The organism is Virgibacillus proomii (assembly GCF_018916875.1).
Classification (GTDB): domain Bacteria; phylum Bacillota; class Bacilli; order Bacillales; family Amphibacillaceae; genus Virgibacillus; species Virgibacillus proomii_B.
Genome location: NZ_JAHLNO010000018.1, coordinates 37,166 through 53,985 on the forward strand (window position 1 = coordinate 37,166; position 16,820 = coordinate 53,985).

General features: G+C 35.6%; 17 protein-coding genes. 9 read left to right on the top strand and 8 right to left on the bottom strand.

What is annotated here, in order from left to right:
• Window positions 1–690: 690 nt before the first annotated feature.
• Together KQI21_RS16395 and KQI21_RS06895 are read right to left on the bottom strand one after the other, a co-directional pair.
• Window positions 691–816 (bottom strand): undecaprenyl-diphosphate phosphatase, encoded by a 126-nt coding sequence (locus KQI21_RS16395; RefSeq protein ID WP_301281737.1) that lies wholly within the window; start codon window positions 814–816, stop codon window positions 691–693.
• A gap of 491 nt (window positions 817–1,307) precedes the next feature.
• Window positions 1,308–1,574, bottom strand: a complete 267-nt coding sequence (locus tag KQI21_RS06895; protein WP_216483466.1) for a hypothetical protein — start codon at window positions 1,572–1,574, stop codon at window positions 1,308–1,310.
• 489 nt (window positions 1,575–2,063) lie between these two features.
• On the opposite strand from KQI21_RS06895, the gene KQI21_RS06900 reads away from it, so the two are divergent.
• The gene (locus KQI21_RS06900) at window positions 2,064–2,273 is read left to right on the top strand and encodes a hypothetical protein (RefSeq protein WP_216483467.1); all 210 of its coding nucleotides are present in this window, start codon (window positions 2,064–2,066) and stop codon (window positions 2,271–2,273) included.
• Between the two features lie 285 nt (window positions 2,274–2,558).
• On the opposite strand, the gene KQI21_RS06905 is transcribed toward KQI21_RS06900, so the two are convergent.
• The 4 genes from KQI21_RS06905 to KQI21_RS06920 all read right to left on the bottom strand — a co-directional run bounded on the left by KQI21_RS06905 (window position 2,559) and on the right by KQI21_RS06920 (window position 7,062).
• Window positions 2,559–3,503 (bottom strand): ABC transporter permease, encoded by a 945-nt coding sequence (locus KQI21_RS06905; protein WP_309245521.1) that lies wholly within the window; start codon window positions 3,501–3,503, stop codon window positions 2,559–2,561.
• Between the two features lies 1 nt (window position 3,504).
• Complete coding sequence (locus KQI21_RS06910) at window positions 3,505–4,419, bottom strand: ABC transporter ATP-binding protein (RefSeq protein ID WP_216483470.1); 915 nt, start codon at window positions 4,417–4,419, stop codon at window positions 3,505–3,507.
• A gap of 1,036 nt (window positions 4,420–5,455) precedes the next feature.
• Window positions 5,456–6,109, bottom strand: a complete 654-nt coding sequence (locus KQI21_RS06915) for a lysoplasmalogenase (protein ID WP_216483471.1) — start codon at window positions 6,107–6,109, stop codon at window positions 5,456–5,458.
• Window positions 6,110–6,669: 560 nt separating this feature from the next.
• Complete coding sequence (locus KQI21_RS06920; RefSeq protein ID WP_216483473.1) at window positions 6,670–7,062, bottom strand: hypothetical protein; 393 nt, start codon at window positions 7,060–7,062, stop codon at window positions 6,670–6,672.
• Between the two features lie 242 nt (window positions 7,063–7,304).
• Between KQI21_RS06920 and KQI21_RS06925 the strand changes: the two genes are divergently transcribed.
• From KQI21_RS06925 to KQI21_RS06960, 8 genes are read left to right on the top strand one after another with little or no spacing between them, the layout of a single operon-like run.
• Complete coding sequence (locus KQI21_RS06925; protein ID WP_216483475.1) at window positions 7,305–8,309, top strand: LacI family DNA-binding transcriptional regulator; 1,005 nt, start codon at window positions 7,305–7,307, stop codon at window positions 8,307–8,309.
• A 23-nt stretch (window positions 8,310–8,332) separates the two neighbouring features.
• The gene (hxlB, locus tag KQI21_RS06930) at window positions 8,333–8,890 is read left to right on the top strand and encodes a 6-phospho-3-hexuloisomerase (RefSeq protein ID WP_216483476.1); all 558 of its coding nucleotides are present in this window, start codon (window positions 8,333–8,335) and stop codon (window positions 8,888–8,890) included.
• Window positions 8,891–8,906: 16 nt separating this feature from the next.
• On the top strand, window positions 8,907–9,536 hold the full coding sequence (locus tag KQI21_RS06935; protein WP_216483478.1) for a bifunctional 4-hydroxy-2-oxoglutarate aldolase/2-dehydro-3-deoxy-phosphogluconate aldolase: 630 nt from the start codon (window positions 8,907–8,909) through the stop codon (window positions 9,534–9,536).
• A 31-nt stretch (window positions 9,537–9,567) separates the two neighbouring features.
• Window positions 9,568–10,593, top strand: coding sequence for a TRAP transporter substrate-binding protein (locus KQI21_RS06940; protein WP_309245517.1), 1,026 nt, complete (start codon window positions 9,568–9,570; stop codon window positions 10,591–10,593).
• A 9-nt stretch (window positions 10,594–10,602) separates the two neighbouring features.
• On the top strand, window positions 10,603–11,091 hold the full coding sequence (locus KQI21_RS06945; RefSeq protein ID WP_216483479.1) for a TRAP transporter small permease: 489 nt from the start codon (window positions 10,603–10,605) through the stop codon (window positions 11,089–11,091).
• On the top strand, window positions 11,091–12,365 hold the full coding sequence (locus KQI21_RS06950; RefSeq protein WP_216483480.1) for a TRAP transporter large permease: 1,275 nt from the start codon (window positions 11,091–11,093) through the stop codon (window positions 12,363–12,365). Before KQI21_RS06945 ends, KQI21_RS06950 begins: the two co-directional genes overlap by 1 nt.
• 19 nt (window positions 12,366–12,384) lie before the next feature.
• Complete coding sequence (gene rpiA / locus KQI21_RS06955; protein WP_216483482.1) at window positions 12,385–13,074, top strand: ribose-5-phosphate isomerase RpiA; 690 nt, start codon at window positions 12,385–12,387, stop codon at window positions 13,072–13,074.
• A 22-nt stretch (window positions 13,075–13,096) separates the two neighbouring features.
• On the top strand, window positions 13,097–14,047 hold the full coding sequence (locus tag KQI21_RS06960; RefSeq protein ID WP_216483484.1) for a sugar kinase: 951 nt from the start codon (window positions 13,097–13,099) through the stop codon (window positions 14,045–14,047).
• Window positions 14,048–14,465: 418 nt separating this feature from the next.
• Here the strand turns inward: KQI21_RS06960 and nikC are convergent, their stop codons facing one another.
• On the bottom strand, window positions 14,466–15,377 hold the full coding sequence (nikC, locus tag KQI21_RS06965) for a nickel transporter permease (protein ID WP_216483486.1): 912 nt from the start codon (window positions 15,375–15,377) through the stop codon (window positions 14,466–14,468).
• Window positions 15,378–15,782: 405 nt separating this feature from the next.
• Complete coding sequence (locus KQI21_RS06970) at window positions 15,783–16,787, bottom strand: ABC transporter permease (protein ID WP_216483487.1); 1,005 nt, start codon at window positions 16,785–16,787, stop codon at window positions 15,783–15,785.
• Window positions 16,788–16,820 lie beyond the last annotated feature (33 nt).

The window sequence follows — 16,820 nt, forward strand, 5'->3', positions numbered from 1 at the left end:
AATTATTTTATTATTTCATTATCTCTTACTTATAACCATATACTCGGTTCTTAGCTTTATTAGGTTGAAAAATGGTACTGGATTTTCTCCAATACTTAAACTATTATTACCTCATTCCTTTTCATTTATAATGGGGGCATTATTGATTTTTTTAGCAATTCTAACCCTTCAATTATTAACTAATAAGTTCAATCGAGCATACATTTTGACAGTTTTTTTTATAATTATTTACGATATTGCTAGTTTTCATTTTATAGATACCAGCTTAGGACCTATTGTGAATATAATTAGTATTGAAAAAAACTGTTTTGTTCCAGAGTTTAAAACTATATTTTTCCAAATGAATATTTTATTAATTATAATTTTGATTAACTACGTCATTCTACGGAAGAACGAGTTTAAATGAGTATGGCTATTCTGGATACACAATTAGAGAACATGTATATTCTGATATTCATTAAACAAAACAAATGGATAATACCAATTTTACAGTGTATCATTAAATTCAATTTGGAAACTGCTGTTTTAAGTGCAAAAACAATATAGACAGCTAATACGTGAGGGATGGAAAGTTATTTAACTTTCCTCTCTACTCGATTTAACCGATGATATCATGGCGGCAAATCAGTATAATAGTTAATAGGGAAGTAAATTTGCAAATATTTCAAAGGAGATCCCTTTTGTTTCAATTCAAAACAATTCCCGAATAATAACAATATGCTCACTGGAAGAAATGGGGAGAGGCTCAGTTATTCCTTGTACTAGCCCCAGTATTAAATACTGAATGGTTGTCCACGTATCCGTAATTACTTCCATGTATGTAATTCTCCCTACAAGCATGATTGGCTTAATGAAATTTATGTTTACATAAAACTGAGTTTTAAGCGATGAAGTTGGGCGACAATATTCAATCCACACAAATAGTAACATGGGAGAAGGATATTATTAGTTTGTTTTTTCTTACAATCAGCTTTCAATTTTGTCACATATAAGGGGAGTTGCTAAAAAGTTCATTTTTTTCAAATAATAAAGGGAATAACATCTTGCATTGCCAAAGGTGGTGAACCGTTTTTTTGTCCTTATACTAAATATAATTCTGACATTCTTTTGCCCCTGGTATAACAAACTTACTTACTATAATTATTACTGGTTTAGTCATGACTTACCTTTACAAAAAAAGACTTCTACCAAATCGTAAGTAGTAGAAGTGTCCACAATCATTAAATTTTTTACCAATCTTCTGTTTTTTTTCTTTTTAAAAGGTTGATGTCATAAAATCCTTTTTAAAAAACAGTTCCTATTTCCACTTAATCATTTTGATTTTGAAAAAGTTTTGTTAGTGTTAATCCATCTATTTTAGGTTTTTCTACAAACTCCTCTTCATTTTTGATATATGGGGTCAAATTTTCTCCTTCTTCGGCTAATAAAACTCTTCTTTCTTTGTAATTAGGAATAAAATACTTTTTATTATTATAAAAGAACTCAAATTCTCTTCCTTGTTTCAATAAGAATAGAAAATGTTCAAATTCAATATGAGGTGTTATTGGCAAATCTTCAAAGTTCTTGTTTTTCAAATGGATCCCCTACTTTTCTGGGCAGATACTTCTGACAATGGTAAACTACTAAATAAAAGAAGCAAAACCAGCGGTAAAGCGATTACATTAAACTTTAACTTTTTCTTCATAAATTCCTAACCCCCTTATTATAATTAATTTTTACAATAACAGAATATTCAGAATAATGCAATATACACGAATGTTAAAAAAGTTAAATATTTTTTTCTCTGTTTATACTTAATTTTATTAGTTCTTAATGTTACTATTGGTATCAGGAATGCTTTTTGGATTTTAATGGGAATGGTTCTTGTTCAAACAATAGCGTATGCTATTGCTGAAAAATTAGATAAAGATATGAAAAAAGACTAGTAAATTACGAACCTCCTTGGAGCGAATGCATTGAAAGCATATAATTGCTTCCTCGCTGTTTAGTGTTTAGTCTAATGTTTCATAAAGCTGTCTATACTAGATAAAAACTATTATAATATTCTAGGAGCTAAGAGCTTTATGAAAGAATTTCAAGAAAAGTATCATGTATTCCAGTCTGCATTAGAAATACCTGAACCATGGTATGTTTTTCACTATGAATTAGCTAAAGAAGAAAAGACATTACACATCTATATAGAGTATAGATCTGGTGCTGAATTTTCATGCCCCTATTGTGGTAATTCAGGTTGTAAAGTTCACGACATTCAAGATCAAGATCGAACACCTTGATTTTTGGCAATATCGTATGCTATTGGGGATGTGAGGAACCAATATTGAAGGTTTACTATAGCTTGAGCGCTGCAACTAGACGTGAAGCTACTTTCAAATGAAATATTCACCATGTAGTACTGGGAATCATTTCCTAGACAAATGAGGTATGTTGACTTGGAATAATTAGATGAGTAATTCCAGATTTAGAAAGGTTCCATTTTTATTTTGTAAACTAAGATAGCCGATTAAAAAAAGAAGAGAGCAGGGGATAGGAAAGCAACTCTCTTCCTTAGAAATCTATAATTATTGTCCTGCAACATCTCGTTTTATAAACACGATCCAAGAAGTCAATATAAAAACAACATAGTAGACAATCAAGACGGTAATGGAAAAGCCTAATGTCATCCCTTCAATAATTGGCGAGTTCCCTCCGACGTATTGTCTTAAATCCGTATTAGCGAACAAAATGTATTTTACCCATTCTTTATCTGCAAGCATCTGAACAATAGAAGATCCGCTCATCAATAAAAACAGTGAAACACCGATTGCTAAGGAGCTATTACGGAACACGGTTGAAATCATAAATGCTAAGGTGGTCATCATAAGAAGATCCACTAGTCGAAAACTATAATTGGTGAATATATCTTTTATTAAGGGAATAGATGTAAAACCATCTTTAGCATCTTTAACAATGGTAGCGTCTATTTCGCTAACCCCAAAGAAGATTGCTCCAATTAGCCATGCCGCGATAAAGAGAAACATAAGCGTATATAATGCGAATAATAAAACTGCAATATATTTGGAAAGCAGGATGCCACTTCTTTTAATTGGGCGAATGAGTAGCAGCTTAATGGTTCCCCACCGGAATTCGTTAGCAACTATTCCCGCGGCAATAATAATCACTAATAGACTGACAACCATTAATAACCCAGCGTTTTCTCCAACGAACTGCCAGGCGTCATAAGTAGCTGGTTGAATATCATGTTCTAAATAATAATTGTTTTTCTCGATAAGATAAGGATTATTGCTTGCTGCAAATTCGTCTTTTTTCATTTCCTTTGTTAATTTTTGATTTTCTTCTTTCAATTCTTGACGCCAGTTATCACCTTGGTAGTTTTCATTCGGAACACCATAGTAATTGATGGTAAAGGCAAAAGTGAAAATTAATCCGGCTAAGATGAGATACATAAGCCAGGTAGATTTTCTTGTATATATTTTTACTTGTTCATTATGAATAAGCTTTATCATTCTACTCAATTGTATTCTCTCCAATCAGTGCAAAGAATTGATCCTCTAACGAACCATTTGCTGTTGTTATTTGATAAATAGCGCAATTGTTTTCAACCATACATGTAATAATTTTAGGAATTTGTTCTTTTTTACAGCGGAATGATAGATTTCCATCTAATTCTACTGCCTCTAACTGGAGTTGTTCATTTAATATTTGTTTTGCTTGATCCATAGGAGCTACTTTCAGATGATGCAGCAGGTTATCATTTTCTACTTCTCCAACTTGTTGAAGCTTAATAAGCTTACCATTTTTAATAATCCCGATACGATCACACATTTGTTCAATCTCAGACAGCAAGTGGCTCGAAATGATAATAGCTACATTTTGCTCCTTGGCTAACTTGCGAATATGCTCACGCATTTCACGAATTCCTGCCGGGTCTAACCCATTAGTAGGTTCGTCAAGTATTAATACGGATGGTTTATGTAACAATGCCTGAGCGATCCCTAAACGTTGCCGCATTCCTAATGAATATTTTCCAGCCCTTTCATGGATTGGCTTTTCAAGGCCCATTAGCTTGACTACTTCTTGCATTCGTTCTTTTGTAACACCCGGCATCATACGAGCGTAATGCTTTAAATTTTGCCAACCAGTCATAAAAGGGTACATTTCCGGATTTTCTACAATCGCGCCGACTTCACGAATGGCTTTTTTAAAGTCTGTTTTAATGCTGTTTCCTTGAATTAAAACGTCGCCTTCCGTGATGCTGATTAATCCAACCATCATGCGAATGGTTGTGGTTTTCCCGGCACCATTTGGTCCAATAAAACCGAATACTTCCCCAGGTTGAATAGAGAAGGAGAGCCCTTTGATGATTTCCTTTTTTCCGATCGTTTTTTTCAAATTAACTAATTCTATTGCTGCATTAGCCATTATGTTACCTCCGTATATTTAAAGTTATTGCTTGGTCATTTTTTTGCAATTAACATACTAGATTTTTGAATGATCGTAACTAGTAGCATAACTGCTAAGCCAGCCAAAAATAAAAATGACGTTACAAGTATTTTTTTCATTATTTTAATTCCTTTCTAAAGTTTTAGTTAAAGTAATGTAAGTAGTACAACAAGAAAGCAATTTTGTGTAATTGGGTAATTACAATTATGTTATAACTACTTAATTATTGTATAAATTATAAATCCCTTTGTTAATTGGCTAAAGGAAATAAAACTAGGTACAACTTAAGATGTATTTTTCCAAGTAGCGCTGCGATAGGATCACTTCTAAATGAATCATACCACTAGAAAGTAGAATGATCGTTTGCTTTTCTTTACATTTACCTTTCAATATTGAAAGATATACATCTATCCATTCATAATTATGACAAAGCTAAAGCCTAATTGATTTTTATTCGTTTATGATTTTGATATAAATAACCTAAATTTAAGTCTTCATAGAATAAATTCACCTTATTTGACTATTGTATATTATGCAATACCTGTTAATAGTATATACATCGCTATTGATTAACACAAGATACTTTTTAAAAAATTAGGAAAAAGCCAGATGGCTGCGGTAAGACTCTAACTTCAAAAGTGATAGAGAATACGAAGAAGTCTAAGTAAGAGGTAACGGCGCTTAAGTGCCCGATTCGTTCGATTGACAGGACAGAGTTGCTACGCCAGCGATACATCGCACGCAGAAAAAGCGTCCTTCTTTTTCAAGGACAAGGAAAGCTTCTTGAATAACCATCGCATGTAGGCAGTAAGAATTCCACTTCCGTGCAATGAGGTGAAACCTAGGAGGATAAGTGGAGGATCCAACTACAAGTCAAATGTCCGATTTTATTATTCTAACAATCCGTGGGGGATAAAAGAAACATCCCCACTGATTGAAGATTCACTTTATAGTGGTTGCCGTTTGTAAGGATAGTTAAATGAATTAGGTGCTAATACAATTACAATCTCTCTATTTACCAAACTATGCGTGTTTGCTTTTTACCTAAACTGCTGATGCTATGGGCAATGAAAAATTGAGCAGCATAATACGTAGACATAACGAGTACATGTTCATAATTAACAGGCGAAACAAACATATTCCATGCCAAAATAGAATCTGAAATAACAAATAAGATACCGCCTAGGATGACAAAGCCATTTCCTGTCATAATGGCAAACCAAGCCATACTAGTTATGGCAATAATATAGAAGCTAACAGGGAGAATGAGAGCTTGTTCTCCAGAATTCGAAAGTGCTTGGATAAGTTTACTTCCAAACAGCCAGGAATAAATAATGATGGGGAGAACACATGCAATCCTCCATTTGGAAAATCTCCATTGGAAAAGAAAACTGGTAAGATAGAATAAATGACCAATCAAAAAGGCTGTAAGACCGACAACAAACCACTGCAACGTCCCATCACCAATGGTGCAAAAGCCTAATCCAATCAAAAGCAGCCAATGTGTTTTTGTTTTTTGCTTTGGTAATTTCAAGAAGGCGTACATCATAATTAGGATCATTGGAACTAATTTAAAAAACAATTTTAACTGGATAGGTTCGAATGGAATAATAAAAATATATAAGACACTCATGGTAAAAATAAGAGCTGGCAAACGATTAACTTGCAAATTATCCCCTTCTCCCTTTGTTTTTGTTCAATACTTTTATTCCAACCGTAAGGTGCCTAAGTTCCCACTTCCAGAGTTATAGAGAATATGAGAATTCTAAACAGGAATAACGGCATCTAAATTCTCGGTTCGATTTACTAACATTCAGCAGGGGCGAAGTAAAAAGGCTTACTGAATGTATCACTTTATAAATCTATTAAAGTATCATACTATATTATTACTTCCAAAGAAATATAAAATTCCTCTTTTTAATAAAAAACATCCTAAAGATAGCTGAGGGATTATTTGATGTCGTAAAGTTTTTAGGCTTCAAGAGAAATACAAGAAGTGTAGCAAACTAAGCTTTCATATTTAGCCATCGGTTTATTTTTAATCCCTATTATTTATGGCGTAACTAATTGGCTCGGAAAAATATCATTTAGTAAAACTTTCTTCCTATTATGCTTCTCTTTTTGAATATACACTTATAGTAATAAGAAAATCTGCTATGATGATATTCCATAGAAATAGTTTATAAAAAAGTGCTAATTTCATCATATCAGCGCTTAAATTTTACTATTTTATTTAGCGGTTCTGGCAACAATAGCCTGCGTTATTTTTGTGTCTTTACAGTCAGCAAAGTCCTCCTCATTTACTAACCCCAACCTAATTGCTGCTTCCAGTTTTTCGGTGTCTGGACGTTTTTCTGTAATAACAAAATCGGATAATTGCATTTCCTCTAATTTGCTTACTGTTATCTCAGGGGTGTAATAAATAGAAGTGCGAATTTGCCGCTGGATACAGTAATCACCGCGATGAATTTCCCCCCTTTTATTCTTACCTGCTGATTCGTCTAAAAAATGATGAAATTTTTTCTTTAATTGTTTCATTTCATGCTCAATTTCTTTTTTCTCCTGCTGTAAAATATAATATCTTTTCACTTCTTCTTCACTAATTGTCACTGTATTTTCCATCTCATTAGCTCCCCATTAGAATTTCTTAATCTATATGTATGTCCATGAAATTGGGTTCATGCCTGGATTTTTAGAAGTGGGATAAAAGGGCTTCTAAGGAAGATTCCATATTCTTATAAGAAAACCAAACGAATCGCTTTTCAAGGTCAAGCTGTGTTTAGTTGTAAAACATTTACAAATGAATTATACTATCCATAAATCGATTTACTAAACCGATTTAGTAATTGGAAAAGGAGTACCGAATGAAAAAAGTCACCATTGCTGATGTAGCAGCATATGCAAATGTTTCTAAAAGTACTGTATCGCAATTCTTAAATAAACGTTTTGATTATATGGGGGAAGATACCAAAAAACGAATTGAATTAGCAATTAAGGAATTAGGTTATCAGCCGAACATCATCGCTAGAAGTTTAAAGCAAAAATCTACCAAGACAATAGGTGTTATTGTTGCAAATATTCTTCATGTTTTTTCTACGCAAATTATTCGGGCAATTGAAGATTATTGTCATAAAGAAAAATTCCATGTCATTGTTTGCAATGCCGATGACAATTCGGCAAAAGAAAAAGGTTATATTGACATGTTACGTGCTAAGCAGGTTGATGGAATTATTACTTTTCCAAATAGCGAAAATAAAGATTTATATCAAGAAATAATTGATGAAAAATATCCTTTTGTATTTATGGATAGACTAGTACCAGAAATAGACATGGATGCTGTATTACTGGATAATCATCAGGCTTCTCAATTAGCAGTTGATCAATTTATTGCTTCCGGATATCAAAAAATAGCTATAATTTCCTCACCACTACAGCAACCAGTAACACCGAGATTAGAGAGGATAGCAGGTTACAAAGCAGCATTAGCAAACAATGGTATTTCCTATAACAAAGCATATTTAGCAAGTGGCGATTTTTCTGAAATGCAGCAAATCATTAGAAACCTATTGACATTATCGGATCCACCTGAAGCTATACTTGCTTTAAATGACCGTGTCCTGTTTGAATTGCTGCAATACATAAAGAATAATCACGTTCGCATTCCAGATGAATTGGCAATTATTGGTATTGATGATGTGGTGTTTGCTCCATTTTATCGCCCAGCATTAACAACAGTTGCGCAACCAACTTTTGAAATGGGCAAAAAAGCTGTTCAATTGCTATTTAGGCAAATAAAGAATAGAGAAGCACGATTGAAAGCAAATGTTTATCGTTTTACACCACAATTAATAAATAGAGAATCTTGTTAAGGGAAGGGGATTTTACAAGCAAAATGAGGAAAACACTAGATGCTATAGCATCAGAAGTAACTCACGTATTACAAGCAGTTAATTCAGATGAACTAGTGGTATTAGCAGAAGAGCTAAAACGGGCGAAATCTATCTTCGTAGCAGGAACAGGAAGATCAGGTTTAATTGGAAAAGCGTTTGCCATCCGAATGATGCATAGTGGTTTTTCTGTTTATGTTGTTGGAGAGACGATCACCCCAAGTATGGAGTCTGATGACTTATTATTAATTATTTCTGGTTCTGGCAATACAGGGACACTGACGTATTTTGCTGAAAAAGCAATGGCTATCCATGCGAAGGTTGCTTTAGTAACTGCCAATCGGCGATCTAAAATTACGAAGTATACGCATTGCCTTGTAGAAGTTCCGGCTGCTACGAAACAGCGGCTGAACTCAGAGCCGATTACTATTCAGCCGTTGGGCAGTCAATTTGATCAAGCTGCCCATATCGTGTTAGATGCTGTCATTGCCTATTTAATACGGCAGTATCCCGAACAAACGTCAGAACAAGCATTATTGCAAGAACATGCCAATTTAGAGTGAAATGGAGAGAGGTAACATGGAACCTGTAAAAGTTATTAAAGAAACCAAAGTAGTTGCTGTGATAAGAAAGGCAAATGAGAAAAATATTGTTGCAATATTACAAGCTTTAGCCGCTGGCGGGATAAAGGCAGTAGAAATCACTGCAGAAACTCCCAATGTAGCAAGCGTTATTGCGGTCGCACACGAAAAAATGAAAGACGATATTTGTATTGGAGCAGGAACAGTACTTGATCCGGAAACAGCAAGATTAGTTATGTTAGCAGGAGCGGATTTTATTGTTTCGCCAACATTAAATATAGCGACACTTAAGCTGGCGAATCGTTATGGCATCCCTGTGATACCAGGAGTGTTAACCCCAACAGAGATTGTGACTGCATATGAACATGGTGCAAGCATGGTGAAAATCTTTCCAGCTGAAACAGTAGGATCTTCCTATATTAAAAATATTTTAGGTCCGCTTCCACATATTGAAACAATGGTAACTGGCGGCATAACGTTAAATAATATGAATGATTATTTAAAACAAGGTGCTAAAGCAGTAGGAATTGGCAGTAATCTTGTTAACGTACCGGCATTAACAACAGAAGCAGACTATGAACAGTTAAGCAAAGCGGCAGGAGAATATATAAAACGAGCAGCGGAATAACTCTGCTGCTTGGGGGAGGGGAGATTGATTAGTGAAAAACTTTAAATATATAATTAATTTGTTGATTATGATAGCGCTTTCCCTTGGGGTGGCCTGTTCTAATAATGGTAATCCAGATGACGATGTTAAAATTACGATTATTGCTGCTCACAGTCAAACAACACCTGATAGTCCATTTCAAACCGGTATGCTCAAGTTTAAAGAAGTTGTAGAACAAGAATCAAATGGAGCTGTGGAAGTTGAAATTCATGCAGGAACAATAGGAACAGAAGAGACAGAACTAGTAGAAAAGTTACAATTAGGAGCAGCTGATGTAATACTTGTTTCCCCAGGTTTTATGACTCAAACAGGTATTCGAGAAGTTGATTTATTTTCTGCTCCATACTTATTTAAAAATTATGATCATTGGTTAAATGTCGTAGATGGAAGTGTTGGAAAAGAAATGGCCGAAGTTATTAACAAAAAGTCTAAAAATTCGTTTAGATTATTAGGTTATTGGTCAGCAGGAGTTCGACATTATTATGGAAAGAAACCATTAAATTCTATGGATGATTTGCAAGGCTTGTCTGTCCGTACACAGACTTCAGGGGTGATCGGAGATTTTTGGGAAGCTACTGGAGCGATTCCATCCTCTATTTCATGGGGAGAACTATATCAAGGATTACAACAAGGTGTTGTCGATGCTTCTGAAAATGCTTATCCATTCTTTGTACAGCATTCACATCATAAAACACCAAATGGAAAATTTATTACAGAAACAGCACATGATTTTACGACACGTTTCCTATTAATCAATGGAGAAAAATTTGATAGTTATTCGAATGAACAACAGGAACTGATTCTAAAAGCAGCAAAAGCCTCTGTTGAAGCTGAAAGAGCAGAGACAAGTAAACAGGATATTGATTATAAAGAACAAGCAATTGAGGAAGGGGCAATAGTAAATCAGATTGATCGAGAGCAATTTATTAAAATAGCAGAGCCGATTCAAGATGCATTTGCAGAAGAAATAAATGCTGAAAAGATGCTGCAAGCCATAAGAGAACAGGGAGTTAAATAGAGGGGGATAATGGTGAAACAATTTATATATTTTCTAGAAAAAGTGCAAATCATTCTTGGACTTATATTTTTAAGTATATTCTTTCTAATTATAATACTGCAAATAACAACGAGATATATGGGTGTTTCCATAATATGGACTGAAGAAGTAGCGAACTATTCTTTTATTTGGGCAATTTTTATGGGAGCATCTGTAATGGTCAATAGGCGTGAACATTTCAAGCTTGATCTACTAAGCAGAAAACTTAAAGGTAAATATAGATTGATGATAAGCATTGTGAATGATCTTATACTAATACTATTTAATAGTGCTATGTTCGTTTTAGGTATTCAAGTGGTAACAGTGTTTTGGAATTATACATGGGCAACGATACCAGAAATGAAAATGGGATATGTTTGGTTAGCTATTCCGATTATGGCAGGTACCATGATTATTTATTCAATGTCGCATCTTTTAGGTCATATTAATGCATGGAAGAATAAGGGGGTTTTTCAATAATGGGCTTCCTATTAATCGCTCTATTTATTATTTTGATGCTAATAGGAGTACCTATAGCTTTTGTAATCGGAATAGTCGCACTTTTAGGCGCTTTTGGTATGCCTTACACTCCTGAGGCAACCCTTCCTATGAAAATGGTAAATGGTCTAGACTCATTTGTTTTGCTCTCAGTACCTTTATTTATATTAGCAGCTAATTTAATGAACACGGGTAAAATATCTGAAAAGTTAATAGAACTTGCGTTAGCTATTGTTGGCCCAATTCGTGGTGGACTAGCTCATGCAAACATACTTGTTTCGATGATGTTTGCAGGTGTGTCCGGAGCATCACAAGCAGATGCAGCGGGAATTGGAAAAATTTTAATTCCCAGTATGAAAAAACAAGGTTATGATAAAGAAACTTCTGTTGGGGTAACAGCCGCTTCTTCAACTATAGGAGTTATTATTCCACCAAGTATTCCTATGATTATTTTTGCCGGGCTTACTAATGCTTCAATAGGAACTCTCTTTCTTGGCGGGATTGTTCCGGGAATTTTAATTGGTATCGGGATGATGATCCTTGTATATATTATGGCTCTAAGACGTGATTTTCCAAAAGTAAACCGACCTGAATGGAAACAACTGATTAGATTGTTTTTAGATTCTGTACCTGCTTTATTGACCCCAATTATTATTATTGGAGGAATTGTTTTTGGTTTATTTACAGCTACAGAGGCTGCTGCTGTTGCCTCTTTATACACATTCCTTATTAGTATGTTCATTTATAAGACGTTAAAATTAAAGGATTTACCTAAAATATTACTTGATACACTAGCTTTGAGCTCACTATCTTTATTCGCTTTAGCTGCAGCAAGTGCATTAGGAGAATTACTGAGTTATTATAAATTAGGTAGTATAGCTCAGGAGTTTTTTACAAATCATGTTGGAACAGAGTGGCTGTTTATTTTAATTGTAATTGTTTTCTTTTTATTTATTGGAACATTTATGGATGCTATCCCTGCTATGATTTTATTTGTACCTATCATTTTGCCGACAGCACTTGAGTTTGGTATGGACCCTGTGCATTTAGGATTAATTGTTGTCATGACACTAGCTATTGGTTTAGCAACTCCGCCATATGGTCTTGTTCTGTTATTATCGGCTAAGATTGGAGATTTATCAGTAGAGCGCTCCTTTGTTGCTGTGTTACCATATTTGTTTATTATTATACTTGTTTTATTATTTATAGCCTTTTTACCTGAGGTAGCTTTCTTTATCCCAACAATGTTGAACTAAGGAGTGGGAGTGTGGAACAATGAATGATGTAAATAGAGATAAACGCGAAGCTGCACAAGCTGCCGTGGCCTATGTTAATTCTGGGATGACAATTGGGTTAGGAACAGGTTCTACGGTGAACTATCTGTTAGATGAATTAGGAAAGCGAATTCGTCAAGGGTTAGAAATTGAAGGGATTCCTACATCAATAAAAACGGAAAAGCTAGCAAAAGAAAAAGGTATTCCATTGACTGATTTTTCCGAAACGATGAAGATTGATCTTGCCATTGACGGGGCCAATGAAGTGGATTCACAGTTACAGCTAATTAAAGGAGGCGGTGGATCGCTTGTACGTGAAAAAATTGTAGCAGCAGCAGCTGATCAGCTTATTATTATTGTTGATGCTGCAAAGAGAGTGTCTAAGCTAGGAGCTTTTCCATTACCGGTTGAAGTCGTACCATTTGGCTGGGAAAAAACAGCAGAAAGAATTGCTGCATATGGATGTACACCTGTATTAAGAAAAAACGGAAGTGATCCGTTTATTTCTGATAATGGTAATTATATTTTGGATTGCTTATTTCAAACAATAGCTCAGCCGGAGCAATTACATCAACAAATGAAACAATTAGTTGGTGTAGTGGAAACAGGGTTATTTCTCCACATGACCGATAGGCTTTTAGTTGCAGGAAATGGGATTGTCGACGTAATCACAAATCATACAATAGATTAGCAGAAATTCGGAGGAACAAAATGTGATGGATGTTATAACGATAGGCGAAGCAATGATCGTATTTAATCCAGGATCTACGGGACCATTGAAGTTTGTTCATACATTTGAAAAGCAAGTTGGTGGTGCAGAACTCAATGTAGCTATTGGCTGCTCCCGATTAGGACTGAAATCAGGATATATTAGCAGGCTTGGAAATGATGAGTTTGGCTGCTATATCCGTAATTTTATTCGCGGGGAAGGTATTGACATATCGCAATTAGCTTTAGTTGATGGTTATCCTACCTCGCTGAATTTTAAAGAAAGAATGGAGGATGGCAGCACTCGAACGTTTTATTATCGGGATAAATCACCGACGGTAACGATGACGATGGATGATTTAGATGAAAGCTATATCAAACGAGCAAAAATCCTGCATCTTACTGGGATATACCCAGCCATTGATGATCGAAATATTGCTGTCATGGAAAAAGCCATTGATCTTGCTAAAAAGCATCATGTAAAAGTTTCTTTTGATCCAAATATTCGCTTGCGGATGTGGTCTAAGGAAAAAGCGAAAGAAGTATTAGAACAGTTTTTACCTAAGGTCGATATTTTGCTCACCGGTGATGAAGAAATGGAAATAATTATTGGTGAAAAAAACCCGTTATCGATTATTAAAAAAACAAGGGAATTAGGAATTTCTTTTATAGCAGTTAAGCAAGCTGATAAAGGATCAGTCGGTTATTATCAAGGAGACATTGTGGAGACAGCTCCTGTTCCAGCTATAAAAGTTGTTGATACCGTAGGAGCGGGTGATGGCTTTAATGCAGGCGTACTCTACGGCTTGCAACAAAATTGGGATTTAACCAAGATATTACATTTTGCCAATACGATAGGTTCGATGGTGGTGCGTGTTGTTGGAGATAACGAGGGACTCCCATATTATGAAGAAGTGCTTCAACAGCTTGACAAAATCAAACGTATTGACCGGTAAAAGAGAACCAAGAAATGTGAAAGTTCATTAAGCACTGTAAGGTGCTGTAGACCTCGCTTCAAGAATTATGGAGAATACGAAGAAAGTCAAAGTGGGATAAACAGTACCTAAATGCCCGATTCGTTCAGGAGGCCTTTAGGTCATACCCTTGTGGTACTAACATTCAGTAGGAGATGGAAGAAAACTCCTACTGAATGAAGTTTCACTTTATCTTGTCAGAAGCTCGCCAATTTGGTTCGTCGCTAGACAAGCGTTTCTGGCTTTTGTTCCACTACTTTATGGTTTATAGTATAAGAAAAACTATAGCTTTCGCCATAAAGACTTGGCGACAAGCCAAGTTTTTCTAATTTTATGGGTGCAGGAGCAAGTTCGCACTTCAAAAACAATCCAAGCTATGTTAACGGCAAATATAGTTTTTCTATGCCTTTAATCGAGGATCTAGCGCATCTCTAAGGCCATCACCAAATAAATTAAAGCCAAGTACAACGAAAAATATAGCTAAACCAGGAAAGGCAACTACCCAAGGGGCATTTTGAATGGCTGCTCTACCATCTGTCAGCATCGCTCCCCATTCCGGTGTTGGCGGTTGTGCCCCTAATCCTAAAAAGCTTAATCCGGCAGCATCTAAAATAGCAGTCCCGATACTAAGCGTAGCCTGTACAATCATAGGAGCGGTACAATTTGGCAGCACATGTAGAAATAAGATGCGTCCATGTTTGCCGCCGATTGCCTTTGAGGCTTCGATATATTCCGTTTGCTTAACCGACAATACAGCGGATCGAACAATTCTGGCAAATTGAGGGATTCCTACAATCCCAACAGCTATCATCGCATTTGTTAAACTAGGTCCTAATACAGCTACTAGTGCAATGGCTAATAAGATACTAGGAAAGGCCATCATAATATCAATAATCCTCATAAAAATTTGATCTATCCACCGTCCAAAATAACCGGCAATACTGCCGATCAGTACACCTATGATCATCGCAATCCCAACAGCAATGACGCCGATTTGGATAGATATCCTTGTTCCGTAAACAATTCTTGAAAAAATATCCCGCCCTAACTCGTCTGTACCAAGCCAATGCTCAGCAGAAGGGGACTGGTAGCGATTAACAATATCCTGTCCAGTAGGGCTATGAGTGGCTATGAGGGGAGCAAATATAGCTGTTAAAGTAAGAATGATAATGATACATAACCCAATACAGGATGTTTTACTTTTTAAAACACGTAACAAAGCATCGCCCCAGAGACTTCTTTTCTTCATTTGCCTAGTTTGTTGGGGGAAAACATCATTTGGTTCAGGTGCTGGTTTAAAGTGAAAGCGCATACTGTCACATCCTTTCTAAAAAAATAGAGTTAGCTTTGTTCACTCCCTTAAAGAGATGTTTTAAAAAAACAAAATTATGGTACACTGCATTCATCATATGTTCGATGCCTATTTTTACGATGAAGTTAAGACGATGTAGTGAAAAATTCCTAAGTTCTCTAAGTGTCAGTGCAAATTGGTTGACTCTAGCACCAAAGCCCTCCACTTGAACGTTTTCTTTATCTCGTTAGCAGCTTTTCAGTTTGTACGTCACTTAACCGAGCGCTCTGTTCTTAGTTTGGTTCAAGCAGCTGCCTATATTTAACTGTATAGATACGTTGCTCGAAAATACGTCACCCTAGAACTTCACAGGTCTACTTTTTTAAACACGTACTTTAAGGATAGTTAAACCAATTATTTGCATAGCTAATCAAAGCGAATTCTCGGGTCAACATATTTATAAAGTAGATCAGTAATTAAATTTACGAAAACAAAGATGGTCGCTACTATTAAAATTGTACTTTGAACTACAGGGTAGTCCCTGCCAAGAATAGCTAAATATACATACCTTCCAATACCGGGCCAAGAGAAGATTGTTTCTGTCAATACGGCACCACCTAACAGCAAGCCAAATTGCAGACCAATTACGGTAAGTACAGGTAAAAAGGCATTTTTTAAAGCATGCTGAAATATAATTAGTCGCATTTTCAAACCTTTGGCATTAGCGGTACGAATATAATCCTGCTTCATAACTTCCAACATGCTGGAGCGTGTCATCCTGGCGATTATAGCCATAGGAATAGTAGCAAGCGCCAATCCAGGCATCAAAAGGTGCAAGAAAGCATCTTTAAAAGCAGGCCAATTAGCTGTTAATAAGCTGTCCAGTAAATAAAAATTTGTAATGGATGTTAGTTCTACACCGGCGGTTAAACGTCCGGATGGAGGCAAAATGTTTAGTACAACAGAAAATAGCCAAATCAACATTAATCCAAGCCAGAAAATAGGTAGTGAAACCCCAAATAAAGCTCCGGTCATACTGAGGTTATCAAACCAGGAATATTGTTTTACAGCAGCAATAACTCCAGCGAACACACCAATTAAAATAGCTAAAAAGATGGCAAAGAAGGTAAGTTCCATCGTAGCAGGCAGTTTAAGCAACAGTTGTTCGGCAATATTTTCTTTCGATTGAATAGATTGTCCTAAATCCCCTTGCACAATATTGCCAATGAAACGTCCGTATTGTACAGCATAGGAATCATTTAAACCAAGCTCTTCTCGTAGATTTTCCAGCTGTGCTTCCGTTGCTTTTTCTCCGAGCATGCTGCGAGCAGGGTCTCCTGGGATTAGATGAATAAGTGAAAACGTTAAAATAGATACACCAATTAAAACTGGGATCAGCATAAAAATTCGTTGAATCATGTATTTTATCATTATCATCTTCCTCCATTTAAAGAGGTTGTTTAT